This is a genomic window from Alkalihalobacillus bogoriensis ATCC BAA-922, assembly GCF_000621445.1.
GTDB lineage: Bacteria > Bacillota > Bacilli > Bacillales > Bacillaceae_F > Bacillus_AO > Bacillus_AO bogoriense.
Map to the genome: position 1 here is coordinate 185,605 of NZ_JHYI01000006.1, position 21,884 is coordinate 207,488.

24 protein-coding genes are annotated in these 21,884 nt (G+C 36.9%); 5 read left to right on the forward strand and 19 right to left on the reverse strand.

All coding sequences use genetic code 11. The annotated features are described in order from the left end of the window. Positions 1-33: 33 nt before the first annotated feature. The 6 genes from T323_RS0100920 to T323_RS0100945 all read right to left on the reverse strand — a co-directional run bounded on the left by T323_RS0100920 (position 34) and on the right by T323_RS0100945 (position 5,070). Positions 34-1,344, reverse strand: coding sequence for a CBS domain-containing protein (locus T323_RS0100920; protein ID WP_026671610.1), 1,311 nt, complete (start codon positions 1,342-1,344; stop codon positions 34-36). A gap of 91 nt (positions 1,345-1,435) precedes the next feature. Continuing rightward, the gene (locus T323_RS0100925) at positions 1,436-1,684 is read right to left on the reverse strand and encodes a hypothetical protein (protein ID WP_026671611.1); all 249 of its coding nucleotides are present in this window, start codon (positions 1,682-1,684) and stop codon (positions 1,436-1,438) included. Positions 1,685-1,786: 102 nt separating this feature from the next. Beyond that, a complete protein-coding gene (locus T323_RS0100930) occupies positions 1,787-2,470 on the reverse strand; it encodes a metal-dependent hydrolase (protein WP_026671612.1) in 684 nt (227 codons plus the stop codon). A gap of 55 nt (positions 2,471-2,525) precedes the next feature. Further along, positions 2,526-3,386, reverse strand: a complete 861-nt coding sequence (locus tag T323_RS0100935) for a YitT family protein (RefSeq protein WP_026671613.1) — start codon at positions 3,384-3,386, stop codon at positions 2,526-2,528. 175 nt (positions 3,387-3,561) lie between these two features. Continuing rightward, positions 3,562-4,680, reverse strand: a complete 1,119-nt coding sequence (ald, locus tag T323_RS0100940; RefSeq protein ID WP_026671614.1) for an alanine dehydrogenase — start codon at positions 4,678-4,680, stop codon at positions 3,562-3,564. A gap of 3 nt (positions 4,681-4,683) precedes the next feature. Further along, positions 4,684-5,070 carry a hypothetical protein gene (locus tag T323_RS0100945; RefSeq protein ID WP_026671615.1) on the reverse strand — a complete coding sequence of 129 codons (387 nt, stop codon included), beginning with the start codon at positions 5,068-5,070 and terminating at the stop codon, positions 4,684-4,686. A gap of 134 nt (positions 5,071-5,204) precedes the next feature. Here T323_RS0100945 and T323_RS0100950 point away from each other — a divergent pair, with 134 nt between their 5' ends. Next, positions 5,205-5,759, forward strand: coding sequence for a 5' nucleotidase, NT5C type (locus T323_RS0100950; RefSeq protein WP_026671616.1), 555 nt, complete (start codon positions 5,205-5,207; stop codon positions 5,757-5,759). After that, complete coding sequence (locus T323_RS0100955; RefSeq protein ID WP_026671617.1) at positions 5,746-6,690, forward strand: NAD(P)/FAD-dependent oxidoreductase; 945 nt, start codon at positions 5,746-5,748, stop codon at positions 6,688-6,690. The genes T323_RS0100950 and T323_RS0100955 overlap by 14 nt, the downstream gene beginning before the upstream one ends. 51 nt (positions 6,691-6,741) lie before the next feature. On the opposite strand, the gene T323_RS28640 is transcribed toward T323_RS0100955, so the two are convergent. Then, positions 6,742-6,879 (reverse strand): hypothetical protein, encoded by a 138-nt coding sequence (locus T323_RS28640; RefSeq protein WP_156942357.1) that lies wholly within the window; start codon positions 6,877-6,879, stop codon positions 6,742-6,744. A 142-nt stretch (positions 6,880-7,021) separates the two neighbouring features. Here T323_RS28640 and T323_RS0100965 point away from each other — a divergent pair, with 142 nt between their 5' ends. Beyond that, positions 7,022-7,459: a universal stress protein gene (locus T323_RS0100965; RefSeq protein ID WP_026671618.1), complete on the forward strand. Its 438-nt coding sequence runs from the start codon at positions 7,022-7,024 to the stop codon at positions 7,457-7,459. Positions 7,460-7,724: 265 nt separating this feature from the next. Here T323_RS0100965 and T323_RS25570 read toward each other — a convergent pair whose 3' ends face one another. The 3 genes from T323_RS25570 to T323_RS0100980 form a co-directional block, all read right to left on the reverse strand. Further along, positions 7,725-7,883, reverse strand: a complete 159-nt coding sequence (locus T323_RS25570) for a hypothetical protein (protein ID WP_218971026.1) — start codon at positions 7,881-7,883, stop codon at positions 7,725-7,727. Positions 7,884-8,272: 389 nt separating this feature from the next. Next, positions 8,273-9,643, reverse strand: a complete 1,371-nt coding sequence (gene argH / locus T323_RS0100975; protein ID WP_026671619.1) for an argininosuccinate lyase — start codon at positions 9,641-9,643, stop codon at positions 8,273-8,275. Further along, a complete protein-coding gene (locus T323_RS0100980) occupies positions 9,640-10,845 on the reverse strand; it encodes an argininosuccinate synthase (protein WP_026671620.1) in 1,206 nt (401 codons plus the stop codon). The genes argH and T323_RS0100980 overlap by 4 nt, the downstream gene beginning before the upstream one ends. Before the next feature lie 353 nt (positions 10,846-11,198). Here T323_RS0100980 and T323_RS0100985 point away from each other — a divergent pair, with 353 nt between their 5' ends. Beyond that, the gene (locus T323_RS0100985) at positions 11,199-11,516 is read left to right on the forward strand and encodes a hypothetical protein (protein WP_026671621.1); all 318 of its coding nucleotides are present in this window, start codon (positions 11,199-11,201) and stop codon (positions 11,514-11,516) included. Positions 11,517-11,563: 47 nt separating this feature from the next. On the opposite strand, the gene T323_RS0100990 is transcribed toward T323_RS0100985, so the two are convergent. The 8 genes from T323_RS0100990 to sppA form a co-directional block, all read right to left on the reverse strand. Continuing rightward, the gene (locus T323_RS0100990; protein WP_026671622.1) at positions 11,564-12,406 is read right to left on the reverse strand and encodes an EcsC family protein; all 843 of its coding nucleotides are present in this window, start codon (positions 12,404-12,406) and stop codon (positions 11,564-11,566) included. A gap of 145 nt (positions 12,407-12,551) precedes the next feature. Further along, positions 12,552-13,736 (reverse strand): acetate kinase, encoded by a 1,185-nt coding sequence (locus tag T323_RS0100995; protein WP_026671623.1) that lies wholly within the window; start codon positions 13,734-13,736, stop codon positions 12,552-12,554. A 305-nt stretch (positions 13,737-14,041) separates the two neighbouring features. Continuing rightward, the gene (locus T323_RS0101000; RefSeq protein WP_026671624.1) at positions 14,042-15,034 is read right to left on the reverse strand and encodes a class I SAM-dependent methyltransferase; all 993 of its coding nucleotides are present in this window, start codon (positions 15,032-15,034) and stop codon (positions 14,042-14,044) included. Between the two features lie 429 nt (positions 15,035-15,463). Then, positions 15,464-15,964, reverse strand: coding sequence for a thiol peroxidase (tpx, locus tag T323_RS0101005; protein WP_026671625.1), 501 nt, complete (start codon positions 15,962-15,964; stop codon positions 15,464-15,466). A 354-nt stretch (positions 15,965-16,318) separates the two neighbouring features. Next, positions 16,319-16,795 (reverse strand): GerW family sporulation protein, encoded by a 477-nt coding sequence (gene ytfJ / locus T323_RS0101010; protein WP_026671626.1) that lies wholly within the window; start codon positions 16,793-16,795, stop codon positions 16,319-16,321. 15 nt (positions 16,796-16,810) lie between these two features. After that, positions 16,811-17,473: a DUF2953 domain-containing protein gene (locus tag T323_RS0101015; RefSeq protein ID WP_026671627.1), complete on the reverse strand. Its 663-nt coding sequence runs from the start codon at positions 17,471-17,473 to the stop codon at positions 16,811-16,813. Between the two features lie 92 nt (positions 17,474-17,565). Continuing rightward, positions 17,566-18,054, reverse strand: coding sequence for an RDD family protein (locus T323_RS25575; protein WP_035177185.1), 489 nt, complete (start codon positions 18,052-18,054; stop codon positions 17,566-17,568). An 11-nt stretch (positions 18,055-18,065) separates the two neighbouring features. Next, complete coding sequence (gene sppA, locus T323_RS0101025) at positions 18,066-19,064, reverse strand: signal peptide peptidase SppA (RefSeq protein WP_026671628.1); 999 nt, start codon at positions 19,062-19,064, stop codon at positions 18,066-18,068. A gap of 166 nt (positions 19,065-19,230) precedes the next feature. On the opposite strand from sppA, the gene T323_RS0101030 reads away from it, so the two are divergent. Continuing rightward, on the forward strand, positions 19,231-20,028 hold the full coding sequence (locus T323_RS0101030; protein ID WP_026671629.1) for an NAD kinase: 798 nt from the start codon (positions 19,231-19,233) through the stop codon (positions 20,026-20,028). 117 nt (positions 20,029-20,145) lie between these two features. Here T323_RS0101030 and T323_RS0101035 read toward each other — a convergent pair whose 3' ends face one another. Further along, entirely contained in the window at positions 20,146-21,741 is a 1,596-nt protein-coding gene (locus T323_RS0101035; RefSeq protein WP_026671630.1) for an amidohydrolase, read from the reverse strand. Between the last annotated feature and the right edge of the window lie 143 nt (positions 21,742-21,884).

A 21,884-nucleotide genomic window follows, 5' to 3' on the forward strand; every position in this document is an offset into this window, starting at 1 on the left:
TATGAGCAAAATATAGCGGGTTCTTATGTGTACTTAACGGTCTAACAGCTGAGCCATCATTAATGCTTTACAAACAATATCACCTTCATGGTAAATTTCAACATCAATTTTTCCATGTTTTCTCCCAATTTCTAATACTTTTGGCTGGATATTAATTTTACTTTCAATTTGTACTGGCTTAATAAAGTAAAGCGTAATATTTTCAACAACTAAGTCGCCCCGCTTATATTTTTTCAGCACACGACTTCCTGATTCTGTAACTAACGTTGTCACAACACCGTAGGAAAGTGTTCCAAGTTGATTTGTCATTTGTGGTGTTACTTCACATTGGAACAAATGCTCAGTAGTAGTAGAGTAATCTTCAAAGCGACTCGCTATGATATCTTCAATCGTTTCTCCAACATGTGGTTGTTTTTGTACCATTTGAAGCGCTTTTAATACATCTTGCCTACTTATAATACCAATTAACTTTCGTTGGTTGTCCACAACAGGCAATAATTCTATTCCTTCCCATACCATAATGTGAGCAACGGAAGCTACTGAGGTTCTTTCATTTACGGTAATCGGGTTTCTAGTCATTACTTTCTCAATCGGTGTTTGTTTATTTGCTCCCAATACATCTTTGGCTGTAACCATCCCTTGTATTTTTAAATTCTCATCAATAACAGGGTAACGATTATGGCCGGTTTTTTGATTTAATTCATGCCATTTTTCAACGGCATTGGCTGTTGTCATATAATAGGTATCTTGAAGTGGAATTAATATATCGTTAACAAGAACGATTTCTTTTTTTATCAACTGGTCATAAATCGCACGGTTAATCATCGTTGCAACAGTAAAAGTATCATAACTAGTCGAAATAATTGGAAGTTCTAGCTCATCCGCTAAATTAATAACTTCTTCACTCGTATCAAATCCCCCTGTAATCAAGACAGCTGCGCCTGCCTCTAAAGCAAGCTTATGTACCTGATAACGATTTCCTACGATTAAAAGATTACCCGACTCGACATATCTCATCATCGCATCTAGTTTCATTGCGCCAATGACAAAACGGTTTAATGTTTTGTATAATCCTTGTCTACCACCTAATACCGTACCATCAACAATATTAATTACTTCTGCAAATGTTAATTTTTCGATATTCTCTTTTTTCTTTTTCTCAATACGAATCGTCCCAACTCGTTCAATCGTACTGACATATCCTTGATTTTCTGCTTCCTTTATGGCACGATATGCCGTACCTTCACTAACATTTAACGCTTTTGCAATTTGTCTCACTGAAATTTTATGTCCAATTTCTAAATCATTAATATATTGTAGTATTTGTTCATGTTTTGTTGCCAATTCTCTCACCACACCTTCTTCAACTGTACCTATGGAAAATATTACATCTGTACTATTTTAATTATACAGTTAGAGAATTGACTCATCAAGACTATCTCCCGTATCTTCTTCGATTTCTTACCGTTTCTACTTTAATGTGTCGTTCTTTTGTTTCTACTTGTCCTTTATTGTTCGTATATAACAGACCAACTAAGTTACCTGCAATGACAATAACAGCAAAAAACAACCAGCTTAAAGCAAAAATTCCTGCTAATCCATCTACTCCAACAGGTAAACGTGGTAACGCAAAGGCTACAAGACCAAAGGCAACTAACAAACTTAGAAAAAATCGTTGTTTCATTTTCACTTTCCATCACTCCTTTTCCCATTGTTACTATGATATGTTGTCCAACTAAAAAAAGAAGCATAATCTCCTTATTTAGAAGAATATGCTTTAACATTTTTACAGTTCGATTTGCTCACCAGCTTTTAAGACAACCCCTTGATTCGCATTTAATAACCGAACAAATTCATTTGGGTCTTGTTCAATAACTGGGAAAGTGTTGTAGTGAATCGGAACCACTTGTTTTGCTTGAAGCCATTTCGCAGCAAGCGCCGCATCTTCTGGCCCCATTGTGAAATTATCACCAATAGGAAGAAAAGCTAAATCAATTGGATGGCGTTCACCTATTAGTTTCATATCTGAAAATAACGCAGTGTCTCCGGCATGGAAAATCGTTTTTCCTTCATTTGAAAATAAAATCCCACTTGGCATTCCCGTATATATAATTTGTTGTTCATCTTCAACCGTATAAGATGAACCGTGAAAAGCTTGAGTTAGTTTCACTGTCCCAAACTCAAATGTGTGTGCCCCACCAATATGCATAGGGTGAACATTTACGCCTTGCCAGCCTAAATAAGTCGCTAGTTCAAATGGAGCAACAACAAGAGCCTGATTTCGTTTTGCAAGGTTAACCGTATCTCCAACATGGTCATTATGACCGTGTGTAAGTAGGATTACATCGACTTGTAACTCATCCACCTTCAAATCGGTAGCACCATTGCCAGAAATAAACGGGTCAATAATAATATTCGTGTTTGCTGTTTTTACTTGGACAACTGAATGACCATGATACGATACTTTCATGATATCTACTCCTTTTTATATTTGAGGATTCATTATTACATTACAATGTTTGTTACTATTTTCCTTCTTCTTTTTCCTCGTTTATTGGAAAAAGGGAAGCCTTTTTAATTCCAGCTGTTTCTGTTACATAAGAAGCTTCTAACACAGCTGTCGGATCAACTGACAACACAACTTCCTTTAGTTTTGGATACATGAAACGATTCGTAATACAATAAATAATTAAGCGCTCATCTCCTGTGTACCCACCTTGTCCATATAAATATGTAATTTGAACGTCAGATTCACGTACAAGCAATTCCCCGATTTCATGTGGCTTATCAGAAATAATCATAACCGATTTCCCTTGATTTAAACCGTCTAATACAAAATCTATCATTTTTGATACGATATAAAAGACTGCAATAGAAAACATCGCTTGCTCTAATGAAAATACAAATGCTGCTCCAGTTAAAATAAGAGCATTAATAGCTAATAAAAATGTACTAATAGGAATATGAAATCTTTTTTGAGCCCATATTGCAATCATTTCTGTACCATCGACGGCTCCACCTGATTTCACGACAAGTCCGACACCCGTTCCTAATAATAACCCCCCGTAAAGGACAATTAATACTTCGGAAGTTGTGATAGCAGCCATTGGTGCTAACCACAATAATCCACCTGTTGTGACGAGATTAGCATAAATCGTACGGTACACAAAACGTTTCCCCATCACATTCCACGAAAACAATAATGTCGGCAAATTAAGCGATAAATAAGCAACCCATATTGGAATTCCCCAGACCGAATGGACCATAATCGATATGGCCGTTACCCCACCATCCACTAATCCATTTGGTGCAAGAATTAATTCTAAGCCTACAGCTACTAAAAGAGACCCTATTGTTAACATAAAGTACTCCATTATTTTTTTCATGCCCATACCCCTCTCTCTCCTATTTTAGCATATGCTTGGCATGACCTAAAAATCATAGCAACGGACTTTTCATCATGAGGCATGAAAAAAAGGGTAGGACATCCATGTTTATTTCATGAGATAAAATATCCCGTGCAAACACTTTCGGTATGTCCTAACCCTCTTCAGTTAGTCCTTATTTATTTAATAATGTTTCGATACTTTTATATTCATGTCCTTGTGCAGTAGCAACAGCTTCGTACGTGATAAACCCTTCTAGTGTATTTACTCCTTTTCGTAGCGCTTCATTATCATGAGTGGCCTTGACATATCCTTTATTCGCAATTTGAACGGCATAAGGAATTGTGACATTAGTTAAAGCGATCGTTGACGTTCTAGGAACAGCTCCAGGCATATTTGCAACAGCATAATGAAGAACACCGTGTTTTTCATACGTTGGATTGTCATGAGTCGTAATTCGATCTGTTGTTGCAAATATCCCACCTTGGTCAACAGCAACATCGACAATGACAGATCCTGCTTCCATTGATTTAATCATCTCTTCACTAACAAGATGAGGTGCTTTGGCTCCTGGAATTAATACTGCCCCAATGACTAAATCCGACTCTCTTACAGCATCAGCAATTGTATATGGATTTGATATAATCGTATGGATATCATGACCAAATATATCATCTAATTGTCGTAACCGCTCTGGGCTTAAATCAACAATCGTAACTTCAGCCCCTAGTCCAATCGCAATTTTCGCTGCATTTAATCCAACAACACCGCCACCAATAATCGTGACTTTCCCCCGTTTTACACCTGGGACCCCTGAAAGTAAAATCCCTTTCCCCCGTTTTGTTTTTTCTAAAAATTGAGCTCCTATTTGCGAAGCCATCCTCCCTGCTACTTCACTCATTGGGGTGAGAAGTGGTAATGACCCGTTCGATAATTGCACGGTTTCATAGGCAATCCCAATCACCTTTTTATCCAAAAGTGCTTTTGTTAATGTTGGTTCTGGAGCTAAATGTAAATAAGTAAACAAAATAAGCCCTTCGCGAAAATGCGAATATTCTTCTTGGATAGGCTCTTTTACTTTCATGACCATTTCGCTATTCCATGCTTCTTCAGCCGATTCAACTATAGTTGCTCCTGCTCCAATATAATCTTCATCTAAAAAACCAGAACCAAGACCTGCTCCTTTTTGAATGAAAACTTCATGCCCTTGGTTAACGAGTGTGACGACACCAGCCGGCGTCATCGCAACTCGGTTTTCATTATTTTTAATTTCGGTCGGTATTCCTATTTTCATTATTTACGTCCTCTCTTCATTCTGTTCCCAAACCCATGTAAATAACTCACCCTTTTCATTCATAAGACGAATATCCATTCTTGTTACTTGTGAAAATCCGTGTTGTTTTAAACGGTTGAGTAGTTCATCCCGATCAGAATCTTCTTTAAGTTTCAATGCAGATATTATCTTTTCAACTTCTACTTTCGCTTTTTCTCCACGAATGACAGTTTCGCCTTCCTCATATTCATATTTATTAGGGTTATCATATTCCCACTCATATACGGTATCCTGTTCCACAACTGTAATTCGGACAGAATTGTTCATCATGATTGCCTGTGCCTGTAATGGAAAAGACAGTAGTAAGCTAAGTAAAGCAATAACAAGTAAACGTTTGCATGATTGATTCATTTTCATCACCTCTTTCTTACGATGTACGGATAATGGAAAATTATACAAACTTTTTTTGCGTAACGTTTGTTTTTTTAAAATTTCTTTTATATGCTAAACAATATAGCAGATTGAAAGGAGTTTACTCGGTGGATATGAAAACAATATTGCTTGATATGGATTCTGTTATTTGTGATTTAATGACAGAATGGCATAAACGATACAATGAGGATTATCATGATAATTTATCAGTGGACAAACTAAAATGCTGGAACTCCGAAAACTATGTAAAAAAAGAATGCGGGACAAAAATATATGATTATTTAGATGAACCTGGTTTGTTTTTAAATCTAAAACCCCTTGATCATGCGATTCCTGTCATAGAAAGACTTCACCAGAAATTTCAAATTTTCATATGTACGTCAAGCCGTACATATGCTTATACAGAAAAAGAAAAATGGGTGGAGAAGCATCTACCTTTTATCGGGAAAGAGCATATCATTTTTGCTCATAAAAAAGAAATGATTCGTGGGGACTTGTTATTTGATGATGCACCTCATCATTTAAAGGCATTTACTAAAACAAATCGCATCGCTGTTGCGATGGATTACCCTTATAACCGTTCAATTGATGTGGAAAGAGTTCATAATTGGATAGAGTTTGAACAATTCGTGTTAAAGAAATGGGGCCATGAACATGAAAGTCGTTGACGTTGTAATTATAGGTGGTGGTCCAGCTGGAATATCAGCCGCTATATGGTGTAAGCGATTAGATGTACCCCATCTACTAGTAGAATCTCATTCGACATTAGGAGGACAATTATTTGCCATTCATAACAAGATCATTGACTATCCTGGATTGGTAATGAATAGTGGGAAAGAACTCCAAGTTTTATTCAACTCTCATATTGAGGAATTAAACTGTTCATTTCAATTAGAAACATCTGTCCAATCCATCGATCCAAAAAAACAAGTTGTTACAGTACAATCAATAAGCGGAACCGAATTCATTCAATATCGATATTTAATTGTCGCTACTGGTTCCAAACAAAGAAAACTTAACGTTCCTGGTGAAAATGAAATGATAAAACGAGGCGAAGTGTTTTCAGCAACAAAAGATAAAGGAAAGTTCAAAAACAAGTCGGTCATTTTTGTCGGTGGTGGTGATCGTGCCTTTGAAGGAGCATTTTTGCTTGCTGAGTGTGGAGCCCGAGTTACCTTACTGCATCGTTCAACAGAGTTCCGTGCAAGAAAACAATATCAAGATCGAGTGCTTTCTCATCCCAATATAACGTTTATAACAAATGCATTGGTCACCGAAATCAAAGGTACAACAAAAGTCGAGCAACTCGTTTATGAAAAAGAAGGTCAAACAAATGCGGTTGACACTGATGCTATTTTCATTCGGATTGGAGTAGAACCAAATAGCTCACTTGTTTCTTCTTTCATTAACACGGACAAAGATGGCTATATCCTTGTTAATAAAGTTGGGGAAACGTCTAACCCTTCTATCTTTGCGGTTGGAGATGTTTGCAACCTCCCGAATTACACGAGCATTGCCGCTTCTGTCGGACAAGGAATGATTTCTGCAAAACAGATTAGTGAACAATTAAAAATCAATCATAATCAACTTTATTTTTAGAAAAAAGAAGTCCTTATTCCATTTTTGTCATAAGGACTTCTTTGTAGGTTCTTACTCTTCTATGTCACTTGCAGTTACCATTTTTGAATCTTCATGTGTTCCTGTTCGATATGAATCCATTAGTTGCTCCCGTACCATCATCTCACCTTCTGTTTCATACACAGTACCCGTTAACTTATGCTCTTTCACCTACACTCACCTCCTCTATGTACATCTCTGTTCTCGGGTTTATTATTTACAATTGTCACGAAAATATCATTTCTCTAATACGAAACACTCTGTTTAATAAAGTTATGAAAAGGTATAGTTAAGAAAAGGAGGATTGATTGATATGAACAAACGATATGAGCGAATATTAGTAGCAGTGGATGGTTCGAAGGCAGCCGAGGCCGCTTTTGAAAAAGCAGTGGAAATCGCCAAGCGGAATGAAAGTGAACTTTATATTTGCCACATCATCGACACCCGTTCTTTATCGACTGTTGAACAATATGACCAAACGATTTTTACTCATGCAAAGCAAAAAGGAGAAGAATTATTATCCTCTTATCAAAACCTGGCACTTGAAAAAGGGGTTGCTTCTTCTACGGTATTAGAACTCGGATCTCCTAAAGTGAAAATTTCTAAGGATGTTGCTCATTCCTATCAAATCGACCTCATTGTGACAGGTGCTACAGGCCTAAACGCCCTTGAACGCTTTTTAATGGGAAGTGTATCGGAAGCCATTACTCGCCACGCGAATTGTGATGTATTAATTGTCCGTAACCAATAATATATAAAGGGTGGGGTGGAACATATGTCCTAAAGAGTTGAATACAATTCTAAGCTAAGAAAAACGCGGAGCGTCTTTTCTTTCAAGCGAAGTGCGGAGCCCTGCCCGTTTTTAAAGTGAACCCCAAGTGCTCTTTTTGGGGTGAAACGCGCAGGTGCGCAGCCTTCGCTCTTCTAGAATAGGCGTTCTAAGCTTCACTGCTACCCCAAAATTTTTATGCTTTCTTATCTTTTAAAGAAAAACTGAGTGAGGAGACCCACCTCACTCAGTCCTTTTTTGTTTCCTGCAAATCTGAAAGCATGTAATCAATTCCATGTACCCGTTTATAATACTCAGGGTACATTTCTCCTCCACAAGTTTCACAGGAAAACATTGGTGGTGTCATCGGATCGCCACCATCCATTAAATCAAAATCTCTTACCACATCAAAAGGTATCTTTTCCTTTTCATGACACACTAAACAAACATAGCTGATAGAAGCCTTCTATTAGACACTTCTTTCCGATTTTGCTCTCGTTTTGTCCAATAGAACCTTTCTATTGGACACTTCTCTACGATTTTGTTCTCGTTTTGTCTAATAGAACCTTCCTATTAGACACTTCTTTCTGATTTTACTCTTGTTTTGTCCAATAGAACCGAACCCTATAACACACAATTCAAACACCCTCCGTAAGAAAAACGCGGAGCGTCTTTTCTTTCAAGCGAAGTGCGGAGCCTGCGCTCTTCTTGAATAAGCTTTCAATGCTTCGTTGCAAGACCAAAATTTTTATACTTTCTTATCTTTAAAAAAAAGATGCCAAAAGGCATCTTTTTTTAAAGTAGTGTTTCCGCTTTTTCTAGCGCCAATCTTACTTGGTCAAACCCCGTTCCACCTGCTGAGTTTCTTCTTGCTACAACAGTTTTAGGATCAAGAACTTCAAATATATCTTCTTCAAACAATTCACTTGCTTCTTTATATTGTGAGAAAGGCAAGCCTAATAAGAAAACGCCTTGTTGTATACATTGTAATACTAATTTTCCAACGACTTCGTGCGCTTCTCGAAACGGCATTCCTTTACTTGCTAAGTAATCCGCCAATTCTGTGGCATTTGAAAAATCAGAATGAACGGCTTGCTTCATCACATCTGTATTGACTGTCATCGATTCAATCATACCAGTAAATATTTTTAACGAGCCTTTTACCGTTGTTACCGCATCAAACATACCTTCTTTGTCTTCTTGCATATCCTTGTTATACGCTAACGGTAATCCTTTTAATATTGTTAATAATGAAAACAAGCTTCCATATACTCGGCCCGTTTTCCCTCGAATCAACTCTGCCATGTCTGGGTTTTTCTTTTGTGGCATAATACTACTGCCCGTCGCAAATGTATCATCTAATTCGATGAAACGGAACTCTTGTGATGACCATAAAATAATCTCTTCACACAATCTAGATAAATGCATCATTAGAGTGGCAGACGTACTTAAAAACTCTAAAATAAAATCTCGATCACTAACCGCATCTAAACTATTTTCATATATTCTGTCAAATCCAAGTAATTCAGCTGAATAATGCCGGTCTATCGGAAAAGTTGTTCCAGCAAGTGCTCCTGCCCCTAAAGGAGAAATATTTACACGTTTCAAGCCATCTTGATAGCGAGAAAAGTCACGTTCTAACATCCAAAAGTAAGCAAGCAAATGATGGGCAAAAGAAACTGGCTGTGCCCGCTGCAAATGCGTATACCCCGGAACAATTGTTTCGACATGAGCTTTTGCTTGAGTGACTAATGCTGTTTGCAACTGTTTAATCTCTTTTGAAATTTCATCAATTTGTTTTCGTAAATATAAATGCATATCTGTTGCTACTTGGTCATTACGACTTCGACCAGTATGGAGCTTTCCTCCAACTGGACCGATTTCATCAATTAAAAATTTTTCAATATTTAAATGAATATCTTCATTTTGAACAGAGTATTCTAGCTCCCCGTTTTTGGCTTTTTTCAATAATGTTTGAAGACCGTTTTGAATTTGCAAAGCTTCCTCTTCTGAGACGATGCCACATTTAGCTAGCATTTTAACATGGGCTATGCTTCCTTCAATATCTTCTTCTACTAAAAGTTGATCAAAACCGATGGAGGCGCCGAATTCATCGACCCACTCCTCCGCTGTTTTCGTGAAGCGACCACCCCAAAGCTTACTCACAGTTTGACCTCCTTTTTATTGATCATGCTGTGAACCTTCGTTGGTAGTCCCCAAAGCTTAATAAATCCAACTGCTGCATTATGATCAAACTCATCTTCTGTTGAGTATGTCGCTAATTTTTCATCATATAACGAGTTTTCTGACTTTCTACCTTCAACGATTGCATGACCTTTAAATAATTTCACACGTACTACACCCGTTACATTTTTCTGTGTTTCTTGTAAAAATGCTTGAAGAGCTGGAGTTAATGGTGAGAACCATAAACCGTTATAAATTAATTCCGTTAATTTTTGACTAACGATTGGCTTAAAATGAGCCACATCTTTTGTTAATGTGATATCTTCTAATTCTTTATGTGCTGTTAATAATGTGATAGCACCAGGACATTCGTATACTTCACGTGACTTAATCCCAACAAGGCGATTTTCGACATGATCAATTCGGCCGATTCCATGTTTGCCTGCTAATTCATTTAATTTCAAAATCAAGTCGTGAAGCTCATAAGCAACACCATCAAGGGCAACAGGTACCCCTTCGACAAATGAGATCTCAATGATATCCGCTTCATCGGGAGCATTTTCTAACGATACTGTCATTTCATATGCCCCTTCTGGAGGAGTTGCCCACGGGTCTTCTAGTATTCCACATTCATTTGCACGGCCCCATAGGTTTGCATCAACAGAATATGGATTATCTAAATCAATAGGAATTGGAACATTGTTTTTTTCCGCATACGCGATTTCTTCATCACGCGACCAACCCCATTCACGAACAGGTGCAAGAACTTCTAAGTTTGGATTTAAAGCTTGAATCGATACTTCAAATCGAACTTGGTCATTTCCTTTCCCTGTACAACCGTGGGCGACTGCATCTGCTCCTGTTTGTTCTGCAATTTCAACTAATTTCTTTGAAATTAGTGGGCGTGATAAGGCAGAAACTAAAGGATATTTTTGTTCATACATTGCATGGCTTTGTAGGGCTGGGAGCACAAAATCATATGCAAATTCTTTTTTTGCATCGATTGTATAAGACTCAATCGCACCGACTTTTAATGCTTTTTCTTTAACAAAATCTAAATCTTTTCCTTCTCCTACATCTAATCCAACTGCAATAACATCCCAACCTTGGTCACCTAACCATTTAATTGCAACAGATGTGTCTAATCCACCAGAATATGCTAATACGACTTTTTTCTTGCTCATCTCTCTATTCCCTCCAGTAAATAAATGAATATAAATACTATGAATATCATTTTTATACAATGTTACTCGTAGAAAAAGGAGGTCTCTTTCTCCCCCTAGTGATAATGTATAAATTTGAATTTACACTAATTAATATACAATACTTTATCAACATTCCTTTCATTTGGCAATAGATATTTCAAAAAAATATTTGATTTTCTTTGTTAGCATATGTACCTATTTTAATGTTGTTACAGTCCATTTATGGGATTTTTTTCTATCCTTCACCACTCAAAAATGTGGAAAATAAAGCGTGAACGGTTTTCATTTCACAAAAACTCTAGTAATATAGAGAGGAAGCAGGAGGTGTTGACATGCATTATGAGTTTTTATTGAATGAAAGACTTGGAATACCTTTACCCCATCTTTATAAAGAATGGGATGAATACAAAGTGGAAACACAATCAGAGATCTTACTTACTTGGGAAAAAATTCGTGGTAGAATTCCTGATCGTATTGAGGAAATCGAAGTTACAATTAATAGGAAGCAAGAACAGTTAAATAATGAAGCTAACTTTCAACGTTCATGTGAATTAAATGCTGAAATATCCGAACTTGCTTCTGTTATTAATGATTTATGGATATGGTATCGAGCAAACCAAAACATTAGTTCTGCAAAAGTCCACCAATAATCGTATATATATAATTTATTTGGGAGACTAACCATAAGTCTCCTTTTTTATTGTTTTTTTCTATCACGCTCAAGCAATTGTCGTTTTTGATAAAACTTTTGAGCTACCTCTGTTATTTTTCGAGAAAATGAGTAATTCACAGTTGCCCCTACCGCCATTCCAAAGAGAGGAATACCTTGAATAAGCTTTTTTCGTAACAACATAATGACACTTGCCTTCACAACTTGGCTTACCGGTTGTTGAATCCATGAAATATCAGTGATCTCTTCATTTCCCTCATAAAACAATTCATCTGTAGATCCATTCCCCATTTCAGCCCATAACTCATCCCATGCTCTTGCTTGCATCTCTTTTGGTAATGTAGCCATGTGAAATAATTTTAAAGCCGCAATCATTTCAAAAGGTTTTTTCACATTATACCCATATGACAAAGCAATAAGTTGGATCGCTCGCATATTAATGATAAGCATAGCTGGTACATCTAGACCTAATAAAATAATGCCGCCAAATCCAGAAACACCACCTTGTCCAAAAGAAACAAGACGTTGTTTGGCCATTTGCTGTTCAGCAATGTAATTCATTTGTTCAAGCGATAATGATTGGATATCTTCAATAGTTTCAATTGATGGATTAAATACTTTTGCTTGAGTTATAAGACGTTGATTTGCCTCTTCTTGATATTGAGAATGCTGAATCATCGCCTGTAAATGGAAAAGAAAGCTGTCAATCGTTGCTAACATTTTTTGTTGTCTTTTCGTTCCTAATTGATCCATTCCTGTTTTCAACCATTTTTGGTATGTATATTTAATATCACTTGTTTCATACTTAAAATACATCTCTTCCCACTCTTGAATTTCTAAAAATAATTTCTCTTCTCTTTCCGTTAACATAAAAGAATAGCCTCCATATTCTTTGGTTTACTTATATCTATTCCTTTCTTCACCGTTGTGTAAACTCCTGCATCAGATTCTTTTTGATATTAAAGATAGATAAGAAAAACAACTCAATGTTATCACCGAGTTGTTTTTTCTTCATTTATGTTAATCGCACCGTATCTCTAGCTATCATAACTTCTTCGTTTGTTGGAATGATTAGTACTTTGACAGGCGAATGTGGATAGTTAATAAAAGCTTCTTTCCCTCTCACTTTATTTAACTGCGGATCCCAATATACTCCCATGAATTCGAGTCCTTTTAACACTCTTTCACGAATAACATCACTATTTTCACCAATACCAGCTGTAAAAATAATCGCATCAATCCCATTCATTCTTGCAGCATATGAACCAACATATTTATGAATTCTTGATGTAAATACTTCTAATGCGAGCTCTGCTCGTTCGTTTCCTTTACTTGCTTCTTGCTCAATGTCTCGTAAATCACTGGAAAATCCTGATACTCCTAACATTCCACTATCTTTATTTAATATATCTAATACTTCTTGAGCTGTCTTCCCTGTTTTCTCCATAATATAAGGAATTAGTGCAGGGTCAATGTTTCCTGAGCGCGTACCCATTGTAACTCCGGCCAGTGGAGTGAATCCCATTGACGTATCTAATGATTTTCCACCATCAATCGCCGCTATACTTGCTCCATTTCCTAAATGGCAAGAGATTAATCGTAAATGTTCAATAGGACGGTCTAACATTTCAGCTGCTCGTAGAGACACGTATTTATGAGATGTCCCATGAAACCCGTATTTTCGAATCCCGAATTTTTTATAATACTCGTACGGCAAACTATAAAGAAAAGACTTTTCAGGCATCGATTGGTGAAATGCCGTGTCAAATACAGCAACAGCAGGAACATGGGGGAGTACTTCCTGAAACGCCTTAATGCCAACGATGTTAGCCGGATTATGCAATGGGGCCAACTCTGATACTTCTTCAATACCAGCTAACACTTCTTTTGTAATGAGGACCGAATCATTGAATTTTTCTCCGCCATGAACAACTCGGTGACCGATACCATCTATTTCATCTAATGAATCAATAATTTGCAGACCTGTTAACTTTTCCAATAATATTTTAACAGCAACAGAGTGATCGGGTATATGTAGTGTTTCCTTTTGTTTATCTCCTTCTACTTCAATTGTAAACACACTATCATCAAGGCCGATTCTTTCTACAATTCCTTTTGTTACTATTGTTTCTTCCGGCATCGTCAATAGCTGAAACTTCAAGGATGAACTCCCTGCATTAATTGCCATTATATTCGCCATACTTACAGCTCCTTTTTCTTTCCATCAATTCGTCCTTCTTATTTAAGCACTCTAAACAATGATTTTCAAGGTCTTTCACCATTTGTTCCTAAAGTTTATAAATTCAGACTTGTATGCGCTTTTCTTCATGTTTAATGTAACCGAATACAATGTATTTTATAAATTTAAATATAGTTAACGCGCAGATGCGCAGCCTTCGCTCTTTTAGAATTAGCTTTCAACGCTTCACTACTACACCAAAATTTCCCTTTCTTATATGCTAAAGAAAAACCATCCTTTATCAGAATGGTTTTGTTGTTTTCTATCTATACTTGAAGCTGTTCCTGAAACCATCGATCAATTTGGCGAATCATATCTGAAATCGCTTCTTTTTTCGAAAAGGAAGGCAGTTCTGCTAACAAAGCCTGCTTTGGTCCTTTTACATTTTCTCCTTTTTTCTGCAATAATAAGATACTCTTTTTAAACTGCGAATTCGTAAACATAGAGGCTGGTAACTGTAATAGCCCAAGAATATGACCGTTCTCCTTTAAATACTGATGTAACTGTTGTGCTTGTTCACTTTCAAATAAAAAATTAGGTACGATAAAAAATAAAAAACCACCTTGCTTCACGACGTTAAAAGAACGTTCAATCATTAAATGATGGATAAGTGATTTTCCTTGTTCCCCTTTTAATTGATAATCGACACTAATTTCATCTCGTGGATAAAAACCAACGGGCAAATCTGACGTGACGATATCAATCGGTGGAAGTGGATAAGGTCTAATACTATCTTCATGAAAAAGCTGGATTTCTGTTTGTTGCAAATTGGCACTTGTAAAGGCAAGCTGTACTAAAGTTTCATCGACTTCAAACCCATAAGTCTTTATTGTTGAAGGGGAATGATTCATGATGGCATTTACAAGATTAGCCGTACCCACTGCCGGATCGTATAAACTAAAAGACTTTTCATTTCCTTGTACTTTATTTACTAAGTAACTCATAAACAAAGCTACAGCATCAGGTGTAAGAGCATGATGAGCTTGTACTCCTTCTTTCATCCCTTTTAGAACAGCAAGCTGGTACGCCTTTCTTACCGTTTCTTTTGAGAGTGAATCTGGTTGTATTTGCGATACAACTTGTTGTAGCTGCTTTTTTATAGAGTCTGGCATGTCTTGCGGGATATCTTGTTCAAATAAAAAATCACCAGCAAGTGCAAGCCCTTCTAAATAAGTGATTTCTTTTTCTTCTTTTATAAGTTGAGCACTCATATCTAATGATTGAAATAATGTTTCTATATCTATCTTTTCTTGTGTCATCCGCTTTCTCCTCCCTATTTACTATAATTATTAAACAGTATAGCCATTTGTTCAATAATTGAATGCTGTTTATCCTATATCTCATTTTTGCGGTCAGAGTAGCCGTTATTTGTGAACATTATACAGGTTTCCGTTTTTTAGCGGCCACAGGAGCGCTTAATAACGTTAAAGCCACTCTATTCCTAGCGATAGATTATGATTAACTGCTCCTGTGGTCACCAACGTTCCAAAACGCTAGCCATGTTCACAGATAACGGTTTTCATGGCCGTTTACTTACGATAAACAACAAAATCGCTTGTCTCATATTACCTCTAATTCATTCTAACAATATACAAGCACAATGTTATCCACAGGTCGACTACTTTAGTTTCCTAAACAATGAAAAAACCTTTGATCAACAATATGACCAAAGGTTCCTCAATCATAAATTAGTTTGCAGCTTTAGCAGCTTCGATAGCAGCTTCATAGTTCGGATGGTCTGTTGCCTCTGCTACATACTCTACATAAGTTACTTTGTTATTTGAATCGATAACAAATACGGAGCGTGTTAATAAACGTAGTTCTTCAATCGCCACACCATAAGCTTTACCAAAAGACAAGTCACGGTGATCAGAAACCGTTTGTACATTTTCAATTCCTGCAGCTGCACACCAACGTTTTTGAGCAAATGGTAAATCAACGCTAACCGTTAACACTTTAACTCCTTCTAGAGATGCTGCTTCTTCGTTAAATTTACGTGTTTGTTGGTCACAAACTCCTGTATCAATTGATGGAACAACACTAATCAAACGAACTTGTCCATTTGAATCCCCAAGAGTCACAGGTGATAAATCATTAGCTAATACTGTGAAATCAGGTGCTGTGTCACCTACTTTTACTTCATTACCTAACAGTGTAATCGGATTTCCTTTAAACGTAACTGATGCCATTTTATTTCCTCCTTTAATTTCTTACATATGTATAGTGTTATCATATTGGTTTTTGCTGTTATTTTCAACCAATATGTTTTAGAACAAGGAAGAATAGTTCAAAGGCAATAAGAAAAACGCGGGAGCGTCTTTTCTTTCAAGCGAAGTGCGGAGCCCTGCCCGCTTTTGACAGTGAACCCCAAGTGCTCTTCTTGGGGTGAAACGTGCAGGTGCGTAGCCTTCGCTCTTCTAAGACTAAGCTTTCAAAGCTTCACTGCTATACGAAAATTTTTATTTCTTTTAAGAAAAAAAAACTCGTACGATGAGCTTACACTCAAAGACGAGCTTTTCTTTGTGACTCTATACCGTCTTCTCTTATAGAGGAGGGTGGATATTATCGTCGGATGTGGAACCTTGGTTATTCATTGACGTAGATGTCATCATTGATTGTCCACTTGAATCGTTGTTACCAACCATCTGTTGAATTTTATCAACAACTTGTGGAGCAAAGTCTAATAATTTTTCATATAAATGCGTATTGCTATCTAAATGTACCATTTTCACTCCAGAAGTACTTACAATGAGGAAAGCAATTGGCGTAATAGAAACACCACCACCACTACCTCCACCAAATGGATGTTCTGGGTCAGTTGTTTGTGTTGTTCCTACTTTATTATCAACAACAAATTCACTTCCCCCAGCTGCGAACCCAAAGCCAACTTTAGAAATAGGCATGATAACACTACCGTCTGGAGTTTCTACAGGATCACCAACAATTGTGTTAACATCCACCATTTCCTTTAAATTTTCCATTGCTGTTTTCATAAGTCCTTGAATTGGATGTTCTGCCATTATAAAATCCTCCTTTTAACCACTAACTTTTTCATCAACTTTTTTGAAAAGGACCGGTCTCCTTTTCCAGTGTCGTACGATCAAAAGTCCTGCGATTATAGCATACCCTACTCGAAATGAAAGCATACATGAAATATCTGTTCGAGTTGTCGTTGTTTGAAAATGCGGGGTTACTGTTACGTTTGGATTAACCATAAGTCGCATGTAATTTGAGATAGCACCAACGACACTTCCTTTTACACTCCAAGCCATACCTGTCAAAAAACCAGTTACTGATGCATCATGCGCGCCAATATGACTATGCCATGTGAATTGACTAATTTTAATATGCCTCAAAAACTTCCTAACAATACGGTGTAATCCAACAATATGTTCAAGGAAGTCTTTAAACTGCTGGAACTTATTCCATATTTCTTCAGCCGTTATTTTAAGTTTTTCTTCCGTATCTACATTTCCTATATGTTGTTCTTCCTCTACAATTAATGATGCAGAATCTTTATCAATTTTAATAAGTGGCATTTTCATTGTATAGGAAAATATTTTCCAAGCTCGCACCCGAACGGTTAGTTCATCATCATGTCCATGGTGAGAATATAGGATATGTATTCGGAGTTTTGTTATGATTAGGATTAAAAAAATGAGCAATAAAATCAAAAGAGTACCATACAGCCAATTCATATAGACCACCTACCGTTCTGTTTTAACATTGATCCAGTATTAGCTAAAACATAGAAAAATAAACCTGTTTGCAAAAAGCAAACAGGTTTATTTTATCTTTTTTCTAAAATGACCACTGTATCAGCGAAATGGTCATGTACTCCTTGTTTTTTAGGGGAGAACGCCACAAACAAATATAAAAATTGTAATATAAAAAACGCTTGGTGAATATATCTTCCAATTATCTCACGAAAAATAACAGTCTGCCAAGTCAATGGCTCATTATGTTCACTCATGACTTTTACACCTAGAATCATTTTTCCAATCGTTTGTTGAAAAAATTTAGTCATCAATGTGAAATAAACAAATGAAACAACTGTTGTCATCATTCCTAATACAGTAAAAATCCAAATTTTTTCATGGATAAGTCCTGTAAGGCGGAGAAGTGGATAAACCAATATTCCATTTAAACTAAAGACAACGATCCCATCGATAAAAAAGGCCCAAAATCGTAGCCAAAATCCCGCATACACTGGCTTTTCTTCATTTGATAGTGCCGCTTCTTCAAGTGTTGGAAATGATTGATCATTTGTCGTTTCCATTACGATCACCTCTAGTTTCTATACAAATACTTCAATGTTGGTGAGTTACTTTGGTTTAACAGTTCTTTAATTCCTAATAAATCATGATCCGTTTGAAACATTTTCTGAGCGCTTAATGCAAAAAACTGATTTAGCCCAAAGGACGGTTCATAACGAACAACATCGATATTCCCTTTGCCAATATGGTCCATTAAAAGTTGTATTGCCTCATCTTTTGATCCTAGCTCATCAACTAAATCTAATTGAACACCTTGATTCCCACTATAAATGCGGCCGTCGGCTAGTTTTCTTACTTCACTCTCAGCCATGTTTCGACCTTCTGCAATGACACGAACAAATTCGTTATACGATTCATCAAGCATCTCTTGTAAAATTTCGTGTTCCGCCTCAGTCATTTCACGGAGAGGAGACATAATATCTTTGAATTCACCACTTTTAATTACATTTGCTTCAATTCCCAATTGCTCAGCCAGACCCGCAATATTGACCGATTCTAAAATAACACCTAAAGATCCTGTTATCGTAGATGGATGAGCAATAATCTTATCAGCAGGGGCCGCTATGTAATACCCTCCTGACGCTGCCATACTTCCCATTGAGACAAATATAGGCTTTTCTGTTTCCTCTTGAATTTTTGTAATTCTGTCGTGAATTTCTGCACTCTCGACAACACCACCACCAGGGGTATCCACTCGTAATAAAATCCCGTCAATAGAAGGATCTTCCCCTGCTTGTTCTAACATTGATAAAAATTGACGGTGATGATACGTTCCTGTTGAAAATAAAGGAACCGCATCTCCGGTATCTTGAATAACACCGTTCACGTCTAACACAACAATTTTCCCTCTACCATTTCCTCTTTCAACCACATGCTCTAACCACTCATTCTCTGCTGCTTCAAACATCTCTGTAAAGTTTGAAGATAAGGCATAAGAAAAGAAGTTAAAAACCGTTGAGATAAAAAAGATTCCTACCGCAATTGATATTGCAATCCAACGTTTCCCACTCATAGTGACATTCCTCCTTACAAAGTTAAATTTTAACATAATCGCAATCACTTGAAAACGTAAAAGGGACAAACTTATGGTAAGCTTAATATAGATTCTGGTAACAGAATGGACTGTTCAAAAAAGAGACATGATAATGATTAAAAGGATTAATAGGAGGTAAGTTGAATTGCCAACACGCAAAAATTTATTTTTCTTCGCCAAAAACACACCAGAGTATAATGAAAAAATAAAGGAATTTCAATCGATTGCTGAAAAAAGTGGTTTTACGATTGTCGAAGATGTTAACGAAGCAAACATCATTGCAAGCCTAGGCGGCGATAATGCATTTTTACAAGCACTTCGCAAAACGAATTTTAAAGAAGATTGTGTCTATATTGGAGTCAGTACGGATAAACCTGGCTTTTACACCGATTTTACAATGAACGACATGACGACGATGATAGAAGCTATAAAAAATGAAGAAGTAGAAGTCCGTCGTTATCCGACAATTGAAGTAACGATTGATGATGATAGTCCATTTTATTGCATTAATGAATGTTCGATTCGGTCTAATGTTATCAAAACATTTGTCATTGACGTATACATAGACGACTTACAATTTGAAACATTCCGTGGAGATGGCATGATTATTTCAACACCTACCGGGAGTACAGCGTACAATAAATCAGTGAATGGTGCTGTTGTCGACCCACTACTACCATCTATGCAAGTGAGTGAAATAGCTTCATTAAACAATAATGACTTTAGAACATTAGGAACGTCATTTCTATTAAGTTCAGAACGGACACTTTTATTAAAAGTTGTCCAAGACGGAAATGACCATCCGATTATCGGATTAGATAACGAAGCATTAAGCATTAGACATTCACAGGAAATCAATATCCGATTATCTGGAAAATATATTAAAGTTCTAAAATTAAAAAATAATTCTTTTTGGCAAAAGGTTCAACGAAAATTTTTATAAAAAGCTTGTCGACTCCCTAACTGAGGGGGCGACAAGCTTTTTTTCTTTACCGTTACATTACAAGATTCCATCGTTTCTTTCTAGAGCATACATGCCTAATCCCTTTGCAGGGACCGACTAACCTTCATACATAATCTCGTTATCAACGACTGTTTTCACTACCTTTGCATCAAGCAATTCATCGTCATGCAGTGTAAACAAGTCTCGGTCAAACATGGTAAAATCAGCCACATATCCCGGAAGAAGTTTCCCCATTGTATTTTCTTTCCCAATTGCGTAGGCGCTGCCACCTGTAAATAAAGATATCGCCTCAAACAAAGTCAGTTTCTCATTTGTATTATATCCATCATGATGATCACCTGGCTTCTTACGGGTTACAGCAGCATGAATTCCTAATAATGGGTCCACAGGTTCAATTGGCGCATCTGACCCTCCGGCACAAGCTAACCCTTCATCTAATAATGTTTTCCATGCAAATGAAAGCGGTAATCGTTCCTCACCAAGACGCTCCTCGACCCATGGGAAATCTGAAGCGACAAACCGTGGCTGAATATCAATAATAACAGGGAGTTTCTTAAGTCTTTCAAGCAAATCTTTTCTTCCAACTTGTAAATGAATGATACGATCACGCAATCCATTTTCTACAAGAGGATATGTTTCAATCGCACAAACCGCCATTTCTAATGATAAATCCCCTATCGTATGAATCGCTACTGCCATTTGGTGTTCCCGAGCTGTTTTCACAAGCTGATTTAATTGCTCTTGTGTATGAATCGCCACTCCCGATGTTTCTGGCGCATCATTATATGGCTTACTTAACAATGCCGTTCTTCCCCCAAGAGCACCATCGGCAAAGATTTTCATCGCTCCTGTTTCAATAAAGGGCGAAAGTTGCGTTCGGCATAATTCTTGCTTACACATGTCTAGAGCTACTTCATGGTGAACAAGTAGATGGGCGCGGAACTTCGTCTTCTTTCCATCGATGACAGATTGAAATGTATTCAAAACACGCTCATAGCTACCATAGTAATTTAAATCTTCCGTATGCCCACCAACTAAGCCCCGTTGTAACATATCATCAACAGAGCTTCGCAAAGCTTGTCGTAAATATTCATCACTTACTTTAGGTACAACCGCCTTTACTAACTCCTGCGCTTCATCTAGCAAGTAACCTGTTGGTTCACCCATATCATCTTTCACGATAATCCCTCCAGGAGGGTCAGGGGTTTCGCTTGTTATATTTGCTAAGGATAACGCTTGACTATTAACTAATACAGCATGCCGACAAACCCTTGTTAACATCATTGGTTTGTTTGGTGAAATTTCATCTAACTCTGTGCGATGAAAAATTTTTCGGTCAGAAAAATTGTTTTCATTCCACCCTTCCCCAATAATCCATTCGTCAGATTGAGAGTGACTCACTTTTTGTTGTAATTGTTCTTTCATTTCAAGTGAACTCATAACAGAAGATAAATCAAGACGAATGATTTTTTCACCATGCCCAATCATATGTAAATGACTATCGACAAAGCCAGGGAATACAGTAGCTCCTTTTACATCGATACTCTCCGTAATTTCATTTTTATATTGCTGCTCTAGTTCACTTTGTTCACCAATCGCTTCAATAATCCCATTTTTCACAAAAACAGCAGTAATTGCTTCTCCTAGTTTTGCCATCGTATAAAAATTCCCATTGTACCATAATGTGCCCACGCTAAATTCCCTCTTTCTCTATCAACTTTCCTTTATCGTGACAAAAGTTTTTTTATTTTGCAACTGTTTTATTCTTTTGTTATTCTTGCGGACATACGTTCCGTTAAACAAGAAAAAATGGACTGGTTTTATTGTTACTTTGC

Bases quoted from the DNA above. Each gene is read 5' to 3' on its own strand.
- T323_RS0100925 (WP_026671611.1), bottom strand. From the start codon at position 1,684: ATGAAACAACGATTTTTTCTAAGTTTGTTAGTTGCCTTTGGTCTTGTA.
- T323_RS0100930 (WP_026671612.1), bottom strand. From the start codon at position 2,470: ATGAAAGTATCGTATCATGGTCATTCAGTTGTCCAAGTAAAAACAGCA.
- T323_RS0100935 (WP_026671613.1), bottom strand. From the start codon at position 3,386: ATGAAAAAAATAATGGAGTACTTTATGTTAACAATAGGGTCTCTTTTA.
- ald (WP_026671614.1), bottom strand. From the start codon at position 4,680: ATGAAAATAGGAATACCGACCGAAATTAAAAATAATGAAAACCGAGTT.
- T323_RS0100945 (WP_026671615.1), bottom strand. From the start codon at position 5,070: ATGAATCAATCATGCAAACGTTTACTTGTTATTGCTTTACTTAGCTTA.
- T323_RS0100950 (WP_026671616.1), top strand. From the start codon at position 5,205: ATGAAAACAATATTGCTTGATATGGATTCTGTTATTTGTGATTTAATG.
- T323_RS0100955 (WP_026671617.1), top strand. From the start codon at position 5,746: ATGAAAGTCGTTGACGTTGTAATTATAGGTGGTGGTCCAGCTGGAATA.
- T323_RS0100965 (WP_026671618.1), top strand. From the start codon at position 7,022: ATGAACAAACGATATGAGCGAATATTAGTAGCAGTGGATGGTTCGAAG.
- T323_RS0100980 (WP_026671620.1), bottom strand. From the start codon at position 10,845: ATGAGCAAGAAAAAAGTCGTATTAGCATATTCTGGTGGATTAGACACA.
- T323_RS0100985 (WP_026671621.1), top strand. From the start codon at position 11,199: ATGCATTATGAGTTTTTATTGAATGAAAGACTTGGAATACCTTTACCC.
- T323_RS0100990 (WP_026671622.1), bottom strand. From the start codon at position 12,406: ATGTTAACGGAAAGAGAAGAGAAATTATTTTTAGAAATTCAAGAGTGG.
- T323_RS0100995 (WP_026671623.1), bottom strand. From the start codon at position 13,736: ATGGCGAATATAATGGCAATTAATGCAGGGAGTTCATCCTTGAAGTTT.
- T323_RS0101000 (WP_026671624.1), bottom strand. From the start codon at position 15,034: ATGACACAAGAAAAGATAGATATAGAAACATTATTTCAATCATTAGAT.
- tpx (WP_026671625.1), bottom strand. From the start codon at position 15,964: ATGGCATCAGTTACGTTTAAAGGAAATCCGATTACACTGTTAGGTAAT.
- ytfJ (WP_026671626.1), bottom strand. From the start codon at position 16,795: ATGGCAGAACATCCAATTCAAGGACTTATGAAAACAGCAATGGAAAAT.
- T323_RS0101015 (WP_026671627.1), bottom strand. From the start codon at position 17,473: ATGAATTGGCTGTATGGTACTCTTTTGATTTTATTGCTCATTTTTTTA.
- T323_RS25575 (WP_035177185.1), bottom strand. From the start codon at position 18,054: ATGGAAACGACAAATGATCAATCATTTCCAACACTTGAAGAAGCGGCA.
- sppA (WP_026671628.1), bottom strand. From the start codon at position 19,064: ATGAGTGGGAAACGTTGGATTGCAATATCAATTGCGGTAGGAATCTTT.